The sequence below is a fragment of the Flavobacterium nitratireducens genome, assembly GCF_029625335.1.
In the GTDB taxonomy this organism is placed as follows: domain Bacteria; phylum Bacteroidota; class Bacteroidia; order Flavobacteriales; family Flavobacteriaceae; genus Flavobacterium; species Flavobacterium nitratireducens.
Genome location: NZ_CP121111.1, coordinates 429,991 through 445,298, shown reverse-complemented (window position 1 = coordinate 445,298; position 15,308 = coordinate 429,991). Strand labels below are relative to the sequence as shown.

Sequence of the window (15,308 nt, the reverse complement as noted above, 5' to 3'; positions counted from 1 at the left end):
TGCACTTGGCTAAAACTAAGGCTCTAGAAAGGAGGTGTTCCAGCCGCACCTTCCGGTACGGCTACCTTGTTACGACTTAGCCCTAGTTACCAGTTTTACCCTAGGCAGCTCCTTGCGGTCACCGACTTCAGGCACCCCCAGCTTCCATGGCTTGACGGGCGGTGTGTACAAGGCCCGGGAACGTATTCACCGGATCATGGCTGATATCCGATTACTAGCGATTCCAGCTTCACGGAGTCGAGTTGCAGACTCCGATCCGAACTGTGACCGGCTTTATAGATTCGCTCCTGGTCGCCCAGTGGCTGCTCTCTGTACCGGCCATTGTAGCACGTGTGTAGCCCAAGGCGTAAGGGCCGTGATGATTTGACGTCATCCCCACCTTCCTCACAGTTTGCACTGGCAGTCTCGTTAGAGTTCCCGACATGACTCGCTGGCAACTAACAACAGGGGTTGCGCTCGTTATAGGACTTAACCTGACACCTCACGGCACGAGCTGACGACAACCATGCAGCACCTTGTAAATTGTCTTGCGAAAGTTCTGTTTCCAAAACGGTCAATCTACATTTAAGCCTTGGTAAGGTTCCTCGCGTATCATCGAATTAAACCACATGCTCCACCGCTTGTGCGGGCCCCCGTCAATTCCTTTGAGTTTCAGGCTTGCGCCCGTACTCCCCAGGTGGGATACTTATCACTTTCGCTTAGCCACTGAAGTTGCCCCCAACAGCTAGTATCCATCGTTTACGGCGTGGACTACCAGGGTATCTAATCCTGTTCGCTCCCCACGCTTTCGTCCATCAGCGTCAATCAATTAGTAGTAACCTGCCTTCGCAATTGGTATTCCATGTAATCTCTAAGCATTTCACCGCTACACTACATATTCTAGTTACTTCCTAATAATTCAAGTCTAGCAGTATCAATGGCCGTTCCACCGTTGAGCGATGGGCTTTCACCACTGACTTACTAAACCGCCTACGGACCCTTTAAACCCAATGATTCCGGATAACGCTTGGATCCTCCGTATTACCGCGGCTGCTGGCACGGAGTTAGCCGATCCTTATTCTTACGATACCGTCAAGACATTACACGTAATGTTGTTTCTTCTCGTACAAAAGCAGTTTACAATCCATAGGACCGTCATCCTGCACGCGGCATGGCTGGTTCAGACTTGCGTCCATTGACCAATATTCCTCACTGCTGCCTCCCGTAGGAGTCTGGTCCGTGTCTCAGTACCAGTGTGGGGGATCTCCCTCTCAGGACCCCTACCCATCGTAGCCATGGTAAGCCGTTACCTTACCATCTAGCTAATGGGACGCATGCTCATCTTTCACCGTTGGAACTTTAATAGTGGTTTCATGCGAAACTGCTATACTATGAGGTATTAATCCAAATTTCTCTGGGCTATCCCTCTGTGAAAGGTAGATTGCATACGCGTTACGCACCCGTGCGCCGGTCTCTGCCGATAAATCGGCATACCCCTCGACTTGCATGTGTTAAGCCTGCCGCTAGCGTTCATCCTGAGCCAGGATCAAACTCTTCATCGTATATTGTTTGAACTTATAAAAGTTCCTGTTTTATATTGACTCCAAGTTACTATCGGTTTATTCAAATCTCGCGATTCTATTACTCTTATTTTATTTGTTTCGATTTGCATCGAAACGGCTGTCAATTCAATATGTCTAGGAACGTGTCTTTTTGTTTTTCGCTTGTCTCTCAAAGCGGCTGCAAAACTACAACTTATTTCTTTACTCACAAGAAAAATTTAAAGTTTTTTTTCGATTTATTTACCGAAGCTTAACTTCTCTTCTCTTGTCAATATCTCAAATAACTTTGCGTGTTTTGCGGGGTGCAAATGTAAATCGCTTTTTCAAATCTCACAAGCTTTTTTCAAACTTTTTTTTCAAACTTTCGTCCGAATCATTCTTCTTAGCCTGCCAGTATTTAATAGAACGTTTTCGCTGTTGCGGGTGCAAAAGTAGAACCTTTATTCGATTAAACAAGACCTTTTTGAAACTATTTTTGGTTTATTTTTTAATCAACTGATAACATGAAGTTTAATTTTTAAGAAATTTTCGGTTTTGTAGGAATTTGGAGTTTAAGACATTACTTTAACCGCAAAGGACACAAAAGAAGCACTAAGAACACTAAGGTTTTTGTACTATTAAATATAGTAAAAAAGGCTTTTTAACCGCAAAGAACGCAAAGGAAGCACTAAGAACACTAAGGTTTTTACTCAATATATAATAACATAAAAGTGAAATTTACCGCAAAGAGCACAAAGGAAGCACGAAGTTTACTAAGGATTTTACATTATATATATAGTAGAGATATTATTTCGAGCAATCACCCTAGCCCTGACCTGCCTGCCGGCAAGGCATGTAGCAGTGAAAATCCTTGCTTGCCAGTGTTTGGCAAGCAAGATTGAAGCGGATAGCAGGAAAGAGCTCCTAACAAAGCTCATACTATATTATAGTATAAACTTTGATTTATCACAATTAATTAAGACTAAGGCAATCTACTTTCCCAATGCTGGTTTAACTGATCCAGATTTACAGGGTTAGCTGCTGGTTGATTTTGAAGTCTTCCAGTATCGAAAGCTTCTTGAAGTATATTCTCTATTAAATAGTCTTCATTAGTTTGGAATGGCAGGTATTGTGATTTCAAATCGATGTCAAAAACACTAGCTGTAGTATTTGACCAAAAAGCTTTCCATCCACTTTTTAAAGTTTTAATTAATTCATAGGTACTTTTCCCCGTTTGACGATGTATCAATTTGACTAAAATTCGACCCTGACTGCGTGATAATTTTTTTAACCTTGCTTCAAATTCATTAGTAAGGTAATCTTCAACTATTTTAAAATATTTTCTTTTTTCTCTTTCAGAAGAAAGTCTAGCCATACCAAAATTAAGACTCGTAAGTCTGTCAGCTGCTAATTTAGCATATGGATAAGTCTTATAAACTCTACTTTGTAATATCAAATATTGCTTTCTACCCTCTTCGTCTAATTTTGATTTTGAAATTATAATTTCAGGCAATTTAATTGTATCATTTAAAAGACTATCCTTTTCAGTCAAAACATACCCCATAGCATTTGGGTTATATGGTACCACTTGACTGAAACCAGAGAAAGAAATTAAAAATAAAATTGCTATAAAACAAACAGACTTCATACCTTATTATAATTTGATGTAAAATTATACATTATATACACAACTGTAATACCAAATTTATAATTTAGCAAAAAAATATTTTTATGAGCACAAAATCGATTTTAAACAATGAATCAATGGCTTTTTTAGAAAGCTACCTTAATAATGCTTCGCCAACAGGTTACGAAAGTAGCGGACAAAAAATATGGATGGAGTATCTAAAACCTTATGTTGACACATTTATTACCGATACTTACGGAACAGCTGTTGGAATTATTAACCCTGAAGCCGATTTTAAAGTTGTAATTGAAGGACATTCAGATGAAATATCTTGGTATGTAAATTACATAACAGATGATGGTTTGATATATGTGATTCGAAATGGAGGTTCTGATCACCAAATTGCTCCTTCAAAACGCGTGAACATTCATACTAAAAACGGAATTGTAAAAGGAGTTTTTGGATGGCCTGCAATACACACAAGAGGAAGAGGAAAAAGAAGAAGCCGCAACACAACATAATATATTTATCGATTGTGGATGCTCTACTAAAGAAGAAGTTGAAAAATTAGGAATTCATGTAGGCTGTGTAATCACTTATCCAGATGAGTTCATGGTTTTGAACGAAAATAAATTTGTTTGTCGAGCAATTGATAACCGTATGGGTGGTTTTATGATTGCTGAAGTTGCGAGACTTTTACATGAAAATAAAGTAAAATTACCTTTTGGACTATATATTACTAACGCCGTTCAGGAAGAAGTAGGATTGCGTGGAGCTGAGATGATTACTCAAACTATCAAACCAAACGTTGCTATCATTACTGATGTATGTCACGATTCTACCACTCCAATGATTGATAAGAAAATTGAAGGTGAGACCAAAATAGGTAAAGGCCCTGTAATTACTTATGCACCTGCAGTACAAAATAACCTGAGAGAATTAATTGTTTCAACTGCTGAAGAAAAGGAAATTCCATTCCAACGTTTAGCTTCTTCGCGTGTTACAGGTACAGACACTGATGCATTTGCTTATAGCAATGGTGGGGTTGCATCGGCATTGATTTCACTCCCTTTGCGTTATATGCATACAACTGTAGAAATGGTTCATAAGGAAGATGTCGAAAACGTAATTCATTTGATTTATGAAACTATCCTTAAAATAGAAAACGGAGAAACTTTCTCTTATTTCAAATAAATACTAAAAAAGTAATTAGGCTATGCCTTTTCAAATAGCCTAATTACTTTTTATTAAAAATCTGTACAACTGAAAAAAAAAAAAAAAAAAAAAAAACACACTTTTCTGCTATCGGTTATCATCTTCTTTTTTTCTCTACTTTTATAATATTGCTCACAATTTAATCAAGTAATTTACTCTTCTTCAATAAACTAAAATATTGATAATTTACACTATTATACGAATCCTTAATTTTTAAATTATCCAATTATTAATAAATATTTTTTTGTAGTAAAAAATTTATTTTTACTCAATCATAAAAAACAATAACTGGTAAAAAAATAATTTAAAAGCATTTCTTTTTACAAAATATATTTTTTTCTTATATATTTAATAAAAAAATTATAAGATAAATATTGTTTATAATATTACTTTTTTAGTCAATTAAAATCAGAATAGATTAAGTTAATTTTCATTTTATTGCTACTACACCTATGAAAGGAGCCAATGTTTTTATATCTTTTTTATTTTGTTTGTTTGTACAAAATGTACAATCCCAAACTCAAATTCAAAAAGTTTATATTACAGATAAAAAAGGGAAAAATTATGCTTATGTGAATGTTACCAAAACCTATGAGCGCATTGCTGAAAAGGGTTATAAATCTGTTGATTTATTCCAAAAACTTGGTAATATTTTTTATGCTGAAAAAAATATGTCTAAAGCAGCTAAATGGTATGGTGAACTTTTTTCATTAACCTACGATTTAGATATATCATATTACCATCAATATGCTAAAGCTTTGACTGCTATAGGTGACATAGAAAAGGCTAATTTCATTTTGGAAAAATTAAAAATTCAATTAATCACCCAAAAACTATAACTTCGAATTAAAAACTAAATTTCAAAACAACATAAAAAAATATCCATCTTAATCATTATCTTTTAACAAAATGAAATACGATAAAGGTTAATATTTTTTCTATTAATAAAAAAAGAGTTTATAATTGGGGGATTATAAACTCTTTTTTTGATATTAAGTTGATAGATTTGGGGCAAAATATCGTACTTAATTAAAAACCAATTCCAACCTTACTTTATATTTTTACAAATATGTTTGTATAGTATTTTTTTCCTGTTGTAGCGTCTTCTCGTATTGCAATTCCAAAATGAGTAAAATCACCTTCTATATTTTCTTTGTGAGTAGGACTATTTAACCAAGCTGTTACTGCCGCTAAGGCACTTTTATAATTATAAGCAATATTCTCTCCTACTGATTTTGCTCCTAATACTTTTTTAATATTATTTGCTCTTTCCACAAAACCGTCATGACTAGCCGCTTTTTTTCAATCATGTAAAAATCATGTTCTTCTGATTTTGATGAAATATGATTGATTTTTTCCAAAGCTTTCAATCCAACACTTACTCTATGCTTATTGATTAAATCTAATGTTTCTAATTCTAATTCAGAATAAGTATAATTTTCTACTAGCAACGATGTTGTTGAATCAGCAGTTTCTACTGTTGTGTCTGATGAACATGAATTCATTGTAAATAATACTGCAAAAAATATTATTAACGTGTTTAAATTTCTTTTCATATGCTAGTAGTTTAAGTTTAAAGTAGATTGTGGTGCAAACTCTTTAAATGATTAGTTGTTGTTCTTATTTCTGATTCAAACATACAACGTTTTATCGTTAAACTACAAAAAAATCGATGAAATACATCTTTTTGATTTATAAATAAGTAAAATCTTACACGTAGAAGCTAAACGTTCCCTCTTCCAAGTGTAATCTTCTTGAAGCGAATAAATAATTCTATCATGTAAAATATTCCTTTTACGAATAAAAAGAAATTCAATTCAAATTAAGAGCAATAGATAACCTAAGACAGAACCTCCAATAACAATGAAAGCTGAATTTATCTTTTTATATTGAAAACTAATAAATAAACTTACCAAAGCAATACAAATTGTTCGCCAATCAGTAATAGTTTCAGAAGCCATTTGCAAACAAATTGCAATGATTATTGCAACAGATGAAACATTAACTGCATCTAAAAAAACGGTGAAACTCCTAGAATTTCTTAATCGATTTACTAAAGGATTTAAAAATGCAACAAACACAAATGAAGGTAAAAAAATGGCAACAGTAGCAAAAAATGCCCCAGTAGCTCCTTTCATTTGATAACCTACAAAGGTAACTGAGGAAAAAACGGGGCCTGGTGTGAATTGACCAACAGCAATAGCATCCATTAATTCCTGACGAGAAAGTAATCCTTTTGAAACCAACTCAGCGTCTAAAAATGCAAATAAAGCATAACCACTCCCATAAAGTATGGATCCTATTTTTAAAAAAATAAAAAATAAATTCCAATTGCTTGTAGTAACTAATGTATTTTGAAAAAGTGGAAAAAATCCAAATAGAATAGTATTAGCTTGAAGCGATGAGTTATTTTTTAACCTAAACCAAAATAACGCCAAAAATCCAGCCCCAAAAAGCAATATAATTTCATTATAATGTAGCAAAGAAAGCAATAAAACGATTAAACCAATTATTCCTAGCAAAATCGATTTTAAAGATTTTTTGGCCAATGGATAAACCGCACCTACAATAACCGCGATAATGGCTGGTTTGATTCCATATAAAAAAGGCTGAATTTGGGGCAATTGACCATAATCTTTATACAACCATGCCAATATCGTAGTAATAATAACTGCTGGCAAAATAAAACAAAGTCCCGAAACTAGAAGCCCCTTCACTCCTGCTCTTTCATGACCAATATGAATAGCCATTTCAGTACTATTAGGACCTGGTATCAAATAAGTTGCTCCTAGCAAATCTAAAAAATGCTGATCATCTAGCCATTTTCTCTTAACAACTACTTCATTTTGCATCATTGCAATATGAGCAGCTGGACCGCCAAATCCAATTATACCTATTTTTAAAAAAAGTTGAGCAAGCTCTTTTAATCGCTGACTTTCAGACATAATAAATCTTTATACACTAAATTGTAAGCGAAAATAATAATTTCTGAATCGGAAAGAAATTAAAATACAAATCTTAACACAAGATTCATTTACTGATTTGAAATACAAACTCAAATCAATTTCAATCGAATAGGAATCCAAATTTCTTCTTCCGAATTAGGATCTCCTTTTCTGTATTTTTCTCCTAAAATTTCAAAATGCGGTCGGTTATCTACTACATACTCCGAATTAGGAATCCAAGAACTAAAAATGGCCTCAAAAAAAGCAGGAGCATCGCTCCCATCACCTTTATAATCAAATACAACATAACAACCACTTGGAATTACTAAAGAATACATACTAACAGGAATAGTATCAAAATTACTTACTTCAACAGCAGCCCATTTTCCGAAATAAGTTAATGGATTAAATTGATCCCAAAAACCTTCAGGAAATTGCTGCAATGAGTATACATCATTTGAAACTGTGTTTTTTATTTCTTTTTTTAGAGGCATGAAACTTTGCCATAAAGGAACAGGATTATAAGTTGCATAATTCATCATTTGTTTGCAACCTATAATTTTTTTTCAGTAAACTCAATTATCCTTGGCTTCATAGTTTTAAATTAATGATGTAAATTGATATTTAAGACTGAAACTCATTAACTTTAACTTCAATTGAATTAGTTGTTATTCCTAGCAACTCGCACTGATAATCAAGTAATTCTTTTTTAATTAAGAAATACCCTCTTGAAAGTAAAAAAATATAATTATTCAGGGCTGAATAAAAAATATTCAATTCTTCGTCAATATATTTATTATTTGCAAAATACACCCAATCCTCTTTCAAATATAATTCAAAATTATCTTTAATGTTTGGCGTAATTTCTTTTTGATATAACCCGTTGGGTGAAATTAAATAATTTGATTTTTAATATTATTTATAGGTCTATCAAATATGAATTTATTGATATATTGAATTAGAGTCATTGCTGTTATTTTTGCTAAAATTCTTGTTTTAAAACTAGCAAAAGATTTAGCATAATTTCTTCGAATTAAAAACTGGTCGCATAATTGTGAAAACTGGGTTTCAATTCTTTTTCTTGATTTTCTAAAAATATATGGTTGAGGCTTATAGTTTTTTTGATTGGATCTCATTGGTGTTTCTAATTGGATTTTTACTGTTCGAAATAGGTCTAGCTGAATCGATTCTGACAAATACCCTCTATCTCCAAGTAATACACAATCAGATAATTGTTGTTTTATATTCTTTAGAAAATGAACATCATGAACTTCTGCTTTTGTAATCTCTAAAGAATGGAAAACACCATCTACAGAACAAACTCCATGTAATTTATATCCATAAAACCAATTGTTTTGTGAGGCACAAAAACCTTTGGAAGGAGCTGTTTCAAAATGCTCTTTACATATTTTAATTCGGCAATGACGAGAAAATTTACAGATTTCCAACGGCATACTGTCAACAATAAAATAATTCTCAAACTCAAGAAATCGACTCGCTAGTTTGCTTAGGACTTCTTAAGAAAACAAAAACAGTTTTCTTCTTCTTTTGTTGAATTGACTGCGTTCAATTAAGTTAGGAATTAAATCTGGACTAATTTGTTTGAAAAGTGAGTTTTCACTATCAATAGACATAAATTCAGCAGTTAAACTAAGTGCTACGACCTCTAAATCAGACATCTTGCCGCTTCTTCCAACTCTTGATTTAAATAATGAATCATAATTCAAAGAACTTATAACTTCTAAAACCTTAAAATAATTTTTAACTATATTTGACATGGATGTTGGTTGTTTAGCGACTTCAAGATACTGATTTGCAGTGTCTTGACCAATATCTAATCAATTTAATTTACTTCAAATAATTTCACCCAACGGGTAATAAATAGTATTTTTACAATCTTTAACTGTCAATTGAGTTGACAAAATAATTTTAAAACATAATTAAATGGCATCAGGTTTTTTCGCTTTATTAGATGATATCGCAACATTAATGGACGACGTAGCAGTAATGAGCAAAGTCGCAGCAAAAAAAACAGCAGGAATATTAGGTGATGATTTGGCTGTCAATGCCGAAAAAGCATCCGGATTTGCTTCTTCAAGAGAGCTTCCTGTTTTATGGGCTATTACCAAAGGTTCGCTATTGAATAAAATTATCATTTTACCGATTGCATTTTTATTGAGTGCTTTTTCTCCTTTAGCGATAATCATTATTTTAGTTTTAGGAGGATTGTATCTGGCTTATGAAGGAGCCGAAAAAATTTACGAATTCTTTTTCCCTCATCATCACGACAAAATCGAAATCACTGATGAAACTTTTACCGAAGAAGAAATATTGGCTCTTGAAAAAACCAAAATAAAATCAGCCATTGTTACCGACTTTATTTTATCTGTCGAGATTGTTATTATTGCTTTGGGAGCAGTTATTGAACAAGATTTAATGTCACAAATTGCAGTTGTTTCAATTATCGCCTTATTAGCCACTGTGGGAGTTTATGGTATCGTAGCTTTAATTGTTCGCATGGATGAATTGGGATTAAAATTGATTGCAATGAGTACCAAAGAAAAGAGTTTTACAAAATCTTTCGGAAACATCCTTGTGCTTGCATTACCTAAAGTTATCAAAACCTTAAGTGTAATTGGTACGATTGCATTAATTTTGGTTGCTGGAGGAATTTTTGCTCATAATATTGAATTTTTACACCATTTTGCACCGCAATTTCCTGATATACTGAAAGAATTTGCTTTTGGTCTTATTTTTGGTTTTCTTACTTTAGGAATAGTAACACTAATCAAAAAAGTGATAAAAAAATAAAGAATGCTAGTAATCAATTAACTTATTTTTTATTCCCATTTTTAATTTTCGTAACTTAGCCTAATACCTTCCAAATCTTTTCATTTTCAATACCTTAACCTTCAGATAGAGACCAGAAACCATCTCGAAAACGGGGTGTATCTGAAAAGCCAAAAGAGTAAGTTAATTTAAAATTCAACATTATGCCTAAGTACGTTATTGAAAGAGAAATTCCTGATGCAGGAAAATTAACTTCTGAACAATTAAAAGGAATTTCACAAGCCTCTTGCGGGGTTTTGAGTAAATTAGGTTCCGAAATCCAGTGGGTTCATAGCTATGTTACAGATAACAAAATCTATTGTATTTACAACGCTCCTAACGAGGAATTAATCGTTGAACATGCTAAACAAGGCGGATTTCCGGCCAATTCCATCGCTAAAATTTCAGCAATCATCGATCCTGTAACCGCTGAATAATAAGATAAAAAAGACTGTTTCATGATTTTTTAGAAACAGCCTTTTCTTTTTCTATTTTTATCTTCCCGTATAATTTGGACAACCAAAACATTTTTTATCCAAATTAAATTGATACGTCAGCGACAACTCATAGACTCCTCCTGTTTTTCCAATTTTAGTTGTATTCATATCGTACGAAAGTCCTAATCGTAAATGGTCGTATTGCAATCCCGTAAATAGATTGATGGACGTTAGAAAATGACTATCGATACCGTTTTTGGCAGGATTAGTTACTGCAGTAGCACCAAAAAACATTTTCTCAAACAATATTGAAGTACCTAAATCCAAACGATTATAGCGTCCTTGTTGCATATAATTTGCCGTAGCAAACATTTTAGTAGCATACGGAAAAAATTGCACATCAATATAGTCGGCTAAAAGGAATTCATATCCGGTACTCAAAGAGAAAAAGGTATTCAAAGGCAAATTACCATCTTTATTAAAAGCAATATTGGGTTTATTGAGATGTTTCATAGATAGACCAATCCATAAATCTTCGGTATTAAAAACCATCGCGGCACCAATATCAAAAAATCTACTTTGTCATTTTGTAGTGCTGGATCTATCGAAGAGGCATTGTTTACCCCTGTTCGAATATTAATTTGATCTTCCAATAATAAATTTTGAAAAGCAAAAGACTTATAACCAAATCCTACTTCTATGGCGGGTCTAAAATCCCATTCGTCACTCACCCGAACTCGGTAAGCATAGTTTGCATTCAATTGCGAAAAGTTATAATTTGTTGCGCTTTCTCTTTGGTTTAAAAAACTCACACCTAAACCCGAATTCATTTCTTCACTCCAAGTATTCAAAAACGCATAATCGGTTTTTATTTTCAAGTTCAAATTTGGCCATTGTTCTCTATGAATAATTCCCAAATAAGTGGTCTCCATGTAACCTGTAAAACCTGGATTTAAGGATTCAGGAACTAAAAAATACTGCGAAAAAAATAGGATCTTGTGCCTGAACATTCGAATAAAAGAAACACAATATCAGTAAGCTAATCAATTTAATTTTCATTTGTACGAACGTTCTTTTATTTGATTAATGTTAAGGCTCCTTCTTGAGTTATAGTATGATTGTAAAACGTTTTTCCAATCATTTTAAAGTAATAATTGCCGTTTTCAGCATCCAAATCTTTTACTTTACCATCCCATCCTTTGATTGTCTCGGCTGTTTCAGTATATATTAAACTTCCCCAAGTATCATAGATATGCAAAGTAACTTCGACAAGTCCCAAGAATACAGGCGCAAAAGTATCATTGATTTTGTCATTATTAGGAGTAAAAGCTGTTGGTACTTCTACGGTATATCCTTTTTCAATTTTTATCGTTGAAGTATATACATATTGACATCCAAAAGGATAAGTAACCGTTTGTTTTACCGTATATGTACCTACTCTAGTATAAACATGAGAAGGATTTTCTTCATCAGAAAAACTACCATCTCCAAAATCCCAAGCTATTTTAGTAAAATCGCCTGTTGAGAGATTCGTAAACAAAATGGGGTCAAAAATCGAATACAAGTTGTATACATCATGTCCGTAGGAATCATACGAAAAATTAGCAATACCTAAAACAGGCGTATTCACAGTGATAGGAAATTCAGCTTCACAGCCAAAACTATCTTTTACTGTAAAAACAACTAACCCGTTATTATTCGTATTCATGTACTGATTATTGTCACCGCTAACCACTCCATCTGACCAACTAAAAGTATAAGGCGGTACACCTCCTTTTACATGACCAACAAAGGTTTGTTTCACAAATTTAGTTTCACAATTATAATCCGTTATGGTTTCTACCGTAGGAACCAGTTGCCCAAAACGGCTAATTTCCCAAGAATCAGTTTCTTTACAGCCATTTACATCAGTAACCAAAACTGTATAATTACCGGGCGTTAAATTCTCTAAATCTTCTGTAGTGGCGCCATTAGACCATTTGTACGTATACGGAGCAGTTCCTCCTGTAACAACCAAATTTATTTTTCCTGTATTAGCATTATCACAACTTAACGAATTCGAAACATCTACATTTATTTTCAGTTTTGAAGGCTCATTAATAATAAATGGTTAATTAATTACACAGCCTTTTTTATCTGTAATTGTGACTGAATATCCGCCTGGACCAAGATTATTTCGCTCTGTTCCTGCAGTCGAACCATCACTCCAAACTAAGGTTATTGGAGCAACATTACCAAAAGTAAAATTAGGTAACAAAACAGGTTCTACACAGATGGTTCTACTATACCGAACTCCTACTCCACAAGGTGTCACTGCATCCAGAGTTATGGTATAATTCCCTGGGGACGAATAAGCATGACTAGGACTCACCGCATTTGATTTAGGTGTGCCATCTCCAAAGTCCCATGTATAGAACGCCTTCAGTACTACAATTATTGGTAAATCCTGCAGCGGTATTATTGGAAAAAAACACCGAAGAATTAACACAAGCTATGCTTGGAGAACTAAAACGTACCGTTGGTTTGTCCAATACAATAATTAGGCCCAACAGACGAATTGGTATTGTTACATGAATTGGTTATCGTCAAAATTACCATACTCCCACTTGGACAATTCGCACTAGTATAGCTATGTGGAATAGGAAAATTTTGTGAAGCGACAGGATTTGAAGCGTTATAATATGGTGAACTTTCTAACTCAGCCTGAGTGTAGGTTCTTGAGGATCCATCTCCATAATTAACCAAATAACTGGTATCTGATGTATTCAAAGCCCAGGAGCTAATAGCAAAATTAATAGGAGTACCTGGTGCACAAAAATTGGTCGTGTTTCCTGGAGTAAACAAAGCACCCGCAGGATTGTTTGAATTTTTAACAATGTATGAAATATTATTATTGCATCCTGAACTTCCAATAGCGGTTATGACCATATTGAACGATCCTAAGCGTTGATAGGTATGCGTCTTAGGAAAACTAACATTGGTTTCTTTATTTCCATCACCCCAGTCAATGTTATAGGAACTGACACAGGAAGAAGAAGGGGAAGAATTGTCTACATTAATTGTATAAGTGGGACTGGTATTATTATCTCCACAACGTTCAAAAACAGAGGTCGAACCAGCATTTAAATTCACAAATTTCAAATCGGGTTTTTGTTGCACGCTTACCGTTTAAGTAACGGGACTACTACTCAACCCATTTTTATCCTTAACTATCAATTTCACACTGAAATCCTTATTACCACATCCTAAAGCAGTAAAAATATGCGTTGGATTGCTTTCATTCGAAGTTGTTCCATCCCCAAAATCCCATTCGTAAGTAAATGGTGCGTCTCCGCTAATTATCGGAGTAAAGGTAATCGGTGTTCCTGAACAACTGTTTGGATTATCAATGGTAAAATCGACAGTGGGAGCTACATATTCAACTTTGGATTCAATATTGGAAACTTTTGAAAAAATAAAATCACCATCGAAAAGAATGAATAAGGCAAAAATATAAACCGAAATCCGGAGGATTTTAAACACAAATCAGAATCTATAAATTTCTGACAAAAATATAAATATATTATCGAATGAACTAATAAAATTTAAGATTAACACGTGTAATCTAATGATTTTAGAGTTAAATATAGTATCGGTTAAAAAAATCATCTCCACATTTATAAATTGCACTATTCCTACTCTTCATAAAAATACCTATTTTTGCAATCTAAAATTTTTATCGATGCCAAATAAAAAATACAAAATAGCGGTTATTCAATTGAATTTGAATGATGTTGCCGAAAATAATCTTAAAAAATGTATCGCTTGGGTACGAGATGCTGCCGCAAAAGGTGCAGAAGTAATTTCGCTTCCTGAATTATATAGTAGTCATTATTTCTGTCAAAGTGAAGATGTAGACAATTTTGCCTTGGCAGAACCTTTATACAGCACATCTTTTATCGCATTTAGCGAATTAGCAAAAGAATTAGGTGTGGTGATTATTGTTCCTTTCTTCGAAAAAAGAATGGCTGGAATTTACCACAACTCTGCTTACATCATAGATACAGACGGAACTGAGGCAGGTTTGTACCGTAAAATGCACATTCCGGACGATCCTGCTTTCTATGAAAAATTCTATTTCACTCCGGGTGATTTAGGATTTAAAAACAATCCAACTAAAAAAGGAAATATTGGAACATTAATCTGCTGGGATCAATGGTATCCGGAAGCAGCCCGTTTAACTGCCTTAAAAGGTTCTGAAGTATTGTTTTATCCAACCGCAATTGGATGGCATCCAGCAGAAAAAGAGCAATACGGAGCTAACCAATACGGAGCTTGGATGAACGTAATGAAAGGGCACGCTGTTGCTAACGGAGTGTACGTTGCTGCTGCTAACCGAATTGGTTTAGAAAAATATTTACCTGATACTGCCGGAATCGAATTCTGGGGAGCTTCCTTCATTTGTGGTCCACAAGGAGAGATTTTAGCACAGGCTTCTCACGACAAAGAAGAAATCTTAATCGCTGAGGTTGATTTAGACTTACAAGAAAATGTTCGCCAAAACTGGCCTTTCTTCAGAGACAGAAGAATTGATGCTTTTGGAGACATCACTAAAAGAGCGATTGATTAATCCTTCTTTTTATAAATACAAAATGGACTAAGGCAACTTGCTTTAGTCCATTTTTTTTACTTTAAATTTCACCACTAATTACACAAATTAGCACAAATTTCTTTTTCCAAATCTTTGTGGGCTTTG

General features: G+C 33.9%; 16 protein-coding genes, 1 rRNA gene and 2 pseudogenes. 5 read left to right on the top strand and 14 right to left on the bottom strand.

What is annotated here, in order from left to right:
* Positions 1–27 precede the first annotated feature (27 nt).
* From P5P90_RS02115 to P5P90_RS02105, 3 genes are all read right to left on the bottom strand, one after another.
* A 16S ribosomal RNA gene (locus P5P90_RS02115) occupies positions 28–1,541 on the bottom strand.
* Positions 1,535–1,750: a hypothetical protein gene (locus P5P90_RS02110; protein WP_278035594.1), complete on the bottom strand. Its 216-nt coding sequence runs from the start codon at positions 1,748–1,750 to the stop codon at positions 1,535–1,537. Before P5P90_RS02110 ends, P5P90_RS02115 begins: the two co-directional genes overlap by 7 nt.
* 752 nt (positions 1,751–2,502) lie before the next feature.
* Positions 2,503–3,168 carry a DUF4294 domain-containing protein gene (locus tag P5P90_RS02105; RefSeq protein ID WP_278035593.1) on the bottom strand — a complete coding sequence of 222 codons (666 nt, stop codon included), beginning with the start codon at positions 3,166–3,168 and terminating at the stop codon, positions 2,503–2,505.
* Between the two features lie 83 nt (positions 3,169–3,251).
* On the opposite strand from P5P90_RS02105, the pseudogene P5P90_RS02100 reads away from it, so the two are divergent.
* Positions 3,252–4,341: pseudogene (locus P5P90_RS02100) on the top strand (M42 family metallopeptidase).
* Between the two features lie 473 nt (positions 4,342–4,814).
* Positions 4,815–5,201, top strand: coding sequence for a tetratricopeptide repeat protein (locus P5P90_RS02095; protein WP_278035592.1), 387 nt, complete (start codon positions 4,815–4,817; stop codon positions 5,199–5,201).
* Between the two features lie 214 nt (positions 5,202–5,415).
* On the opposite strand, the gene P5P90_RS14115 is transcribed toward P5P90_RS02095, so the two are convergent.
* The 5 genes and pseudogenes from P5P90_RS14115 to P5P90_RS02070 all read right to left on the bottom strand — a co-directional run bounded on the left by P5P90_RS14115 (position 5,416) and on the right by P5P90_RS02070 (position 9,085).
* Positions 5,416–5,637, bottom strand: a complete 222-nt coding sequence (locus P5P90_RS14115; RefSeq protein ID WP_340696432.1) for a CAP domain-containing protein — start codon at positions 5,635–5,637, stop codon at positions 5,416–5,418.
* Complete coding sequence (locus P5P90_RS14110; RefSeq protein ID WP_340696431.1) at positions 5,604–5,867, bottom strand: hypothetical protein; 264 nt, start codon at positions 5,865–5,867, stop codon at positions 5,604–5,606. The genes P5P90_RS14115 and P5P90_RS14110 overlap by 34 nt, the downstream gene beginning before the upstream one ends.
* Before the next feature lie 312 nt (positions 5,868–6,179).
* On the bottom strand, positions 6,180–7,307 hold the full coding sequence (chrA, locus tag P5P90_RS02080) for a chromate efflux transporter (protein WP_278035591.1): 1,128 nt from the start codon (positions 7,305–7,307) through the stop codon (positions 6,180–6,182).
* Between the two features lie 110 nt (positions 7,308–7,417).
* A complete protein-coding gene (locus P5P90_RS02075) occupies positions 7,418–7,849 on the bottom strand; it encodes a GyrI-like domain-containing protein (protein ID WP_278035590.1) in 432 nt (143 codons plus the stop codon).
* Between the two features lie 351 nt (positions 7,850–8,200).
* Positions 8,201–9,085: pseudogene (locus tag P5P90_RS02070) on the bottom strand (IS982 family transposase).
* 166 nt (positions 9,086–9,251) lie between these two features.
* Between P5P90_RS02070 and P5P90_RS02065 the strand changes: the two are divergent.
* Both P5P90_RS02065 and P5P90_RS02060 read left to right on the top strand, forming a co-directional pair.
* Positions 9,252–10,118 (top strand): DUF808 domain-containing protein, encoded by an 867-nt coding sequence (locus tag P5P90_RS02065; protein WP_278035589.1) that lies wholly within the window; start codon positions 9,252–9,254, stop codon positions 10,116–10,118.
* Positions 10,119–10,300: 182 nt separating this feature from the next.
* Complete coding sequence (locus P5P90_RS02060; RefSeq protein WP_278035588.1) at positions 10,301–10,573, top strand: DUF4242 domain-containing protein; 273 nt, start codon at positions 10,301–10,303, stop codon at positions 10,571–10,573.
* A 57-nt stretch (positions 10,574–10,630) separates the two neighbouring features.
* Here P5P90_RS02060 and P5P90_RS02055 read toward each other — a convergent pair whose 3' ends face one another.
* The 6 genes from P5P90_RS02055 to P5P90_RS02030 form a co-directional block, all read right to left on the bottom strand.
* Positions 10,631–11,125: a type IX secretion system membrane protein PorP/SprF gene (locus tag P5P90_RS02055; protein WP_340696430.1), complete on the bottom strand. Its 495-nt coding sequence runs from the start codon at positions 11,123–11,125 to the stop codon at positions 10,631–10,633.
* Positions 11,083–11,583: a PorP/SprF family type IX secretion system membrane protein gene (locus P5P90_RS02050; RefSeq protein ID WP_278035586.1), complete on the bottom strand. Its 501-nt coding sequence runs from the start codon at positions 11,581–11,583 to the stop codon at positions 11,083–11,085. The genes P5P90_RS02055 and P5P90_RS02050 overlap by 43 nt, the downstream gene beginning before the upstream one ends.
* 65 nt (positions 11,584–11,648) lie before the next feature.
* Positions 11,649–12,650 carry a PKD domain-containing protein gene (locus tag P5P90_RS02045; RefSeq protein WP_422851731.1) on the bottom strand — a complete coding sequence of 334 codons (1,002 nt, stop codon included), beginning with the start codon at positions 12,648–12,650 and terminating at the stop codon, positions 11,649–11,651.
* A gap of 33 nt (positions 12,651–12,683) precedes the next feature.
* Positions 12,684–12,944 (bottom strand): hypothetical protein, encoded by a 261-nt coding sequence (locus P5P90_RS02040; protein ID WP_278035584.1) that lies wholly within the window; start codon positions 12,942–12,944, stop codon positions 12,684–12,686.
* A gap of 134 nt (positions 12,945–13,078) precedes the next feature.
* Positions 13,079–13,732 (bottom strand): hypothetical protein, encoded by a 654-nt coding sequence (locus P5P90_RS02035; RefSeq protein ID WP_278035583.1) that lies wholly within the window; start codon positions 13,730–13,732, stop codon positions 13,079–13,081.
* 9 nt (positions 13,733–13,741) lie between these two features.
* The gene (locus P5P90_RS02030) at positions 13,742–14,095 is read right to left on the bottom strand and encodes a PKD domain-containing protein (RefSeq protein ID WP_278035582.1); all 354 of its coding nucleotides are present in this window, start codon (positions 14,093–14,095) and stop codon (positions 13,742–13,744) included.
* A gap of 199 nt (positions 14,096–14,294) precedes the next feature.
* Here P5P90_RS02030 and P5P90_RS02025 point away from each other — a divergent pair, with 199 nt between their 5' ends.
* Positions 14,295–15,182 carry a carbon-nitrogen hydrolase gene (locus P5P90_RS02025; RefSeq protein WP_278035581.1) on the top strand — a complete coding sequence of 296 codons (888 nt, stop codon included), beginning with the start codon at positions 14,295–14,297 and terminating at the stop codon, positions 15,180–15,182.
* Positions 15,183–15,308 lie beyond the last annotated feature (126 nt).

What these genes read in the sequence shown, in the direction of transcription:
- P5P90_RS02075 (WP_278035590.1), bottom strand. Translation starts at nt 7,849, where the DNA reads ATGATGAATTATGCAACTTATAATCCTGTTCCTTTATGGCAAAGTTTC.
- P5P90_RS02025 (WP_278035581.1), top strand. Translation starts at nt 14,295, where the DNA reads ATGCCAAATAAAAAATACAAAATAGCGGTTATTCAATTGAATTTGAAT.
- P5P90_RS02095 (WP_278035592.1), top strand. Translation starts at nt 4,815, where the DNA reads ATGAAAGGAGCCAATGTTTTTATATCTTTTTTATTTTGTTTGTTTGTA.
- P5P90_RS14110 (WP_340696431.1), bottom strand. Translation starts at nt 5,867, where the DNA reads ATGAATTCATGTTCATCAGACACAACAGTAGAAACTGCTGATTCAACA.
- P5P90_RS02060 (WP_278035588.1), top strand. Translation starts at nt 10,301, where the DNA reads ATGCCTAAGTACGTTATTGAAAGAGAAATTCCTGATGCAGGAAAATTA.
- P5P90_RS02050 (WP_278035586.1), bottom strand. Translation starts at nt 11,583, where the DNA reads ATGTTCAGGCACAAGATCCTATTTTTTTCGCAGTATTTTTTAGTTCCT.
- chrA (WP_278035591.1), bottom strand. Translation starts at nt 7,307, where the DNA reads ATGTCTGAAAGTCAGCGATTAAAAGAGCTTGCTCAACTTTTTTTAAAA.
- P5P90_RS02055 (WP_340696430.1), bottom strand. Translation starts at nt 11,125, where the DNA reads ATGGTTTTTAATACCGAAGATTTATGGATTGGTCTATCTATGAAACAT.
- P5P90_RS02105 (WP_278035593.1), bottom strand. Translation starts at nt 3,168, where the DNA reads ATGAAGTCTGTTTGTTTTATAGCAATTTTATTTTTAATTTCTTTCTCT.
- P5P90_RS02065 (WP_278035589.1), top strand. Translation starts at nt 9,252, where the DNA reads ATGGCATCAGGTTTTTTCGCTTTATTAGATGATATCGCAACATTAATG.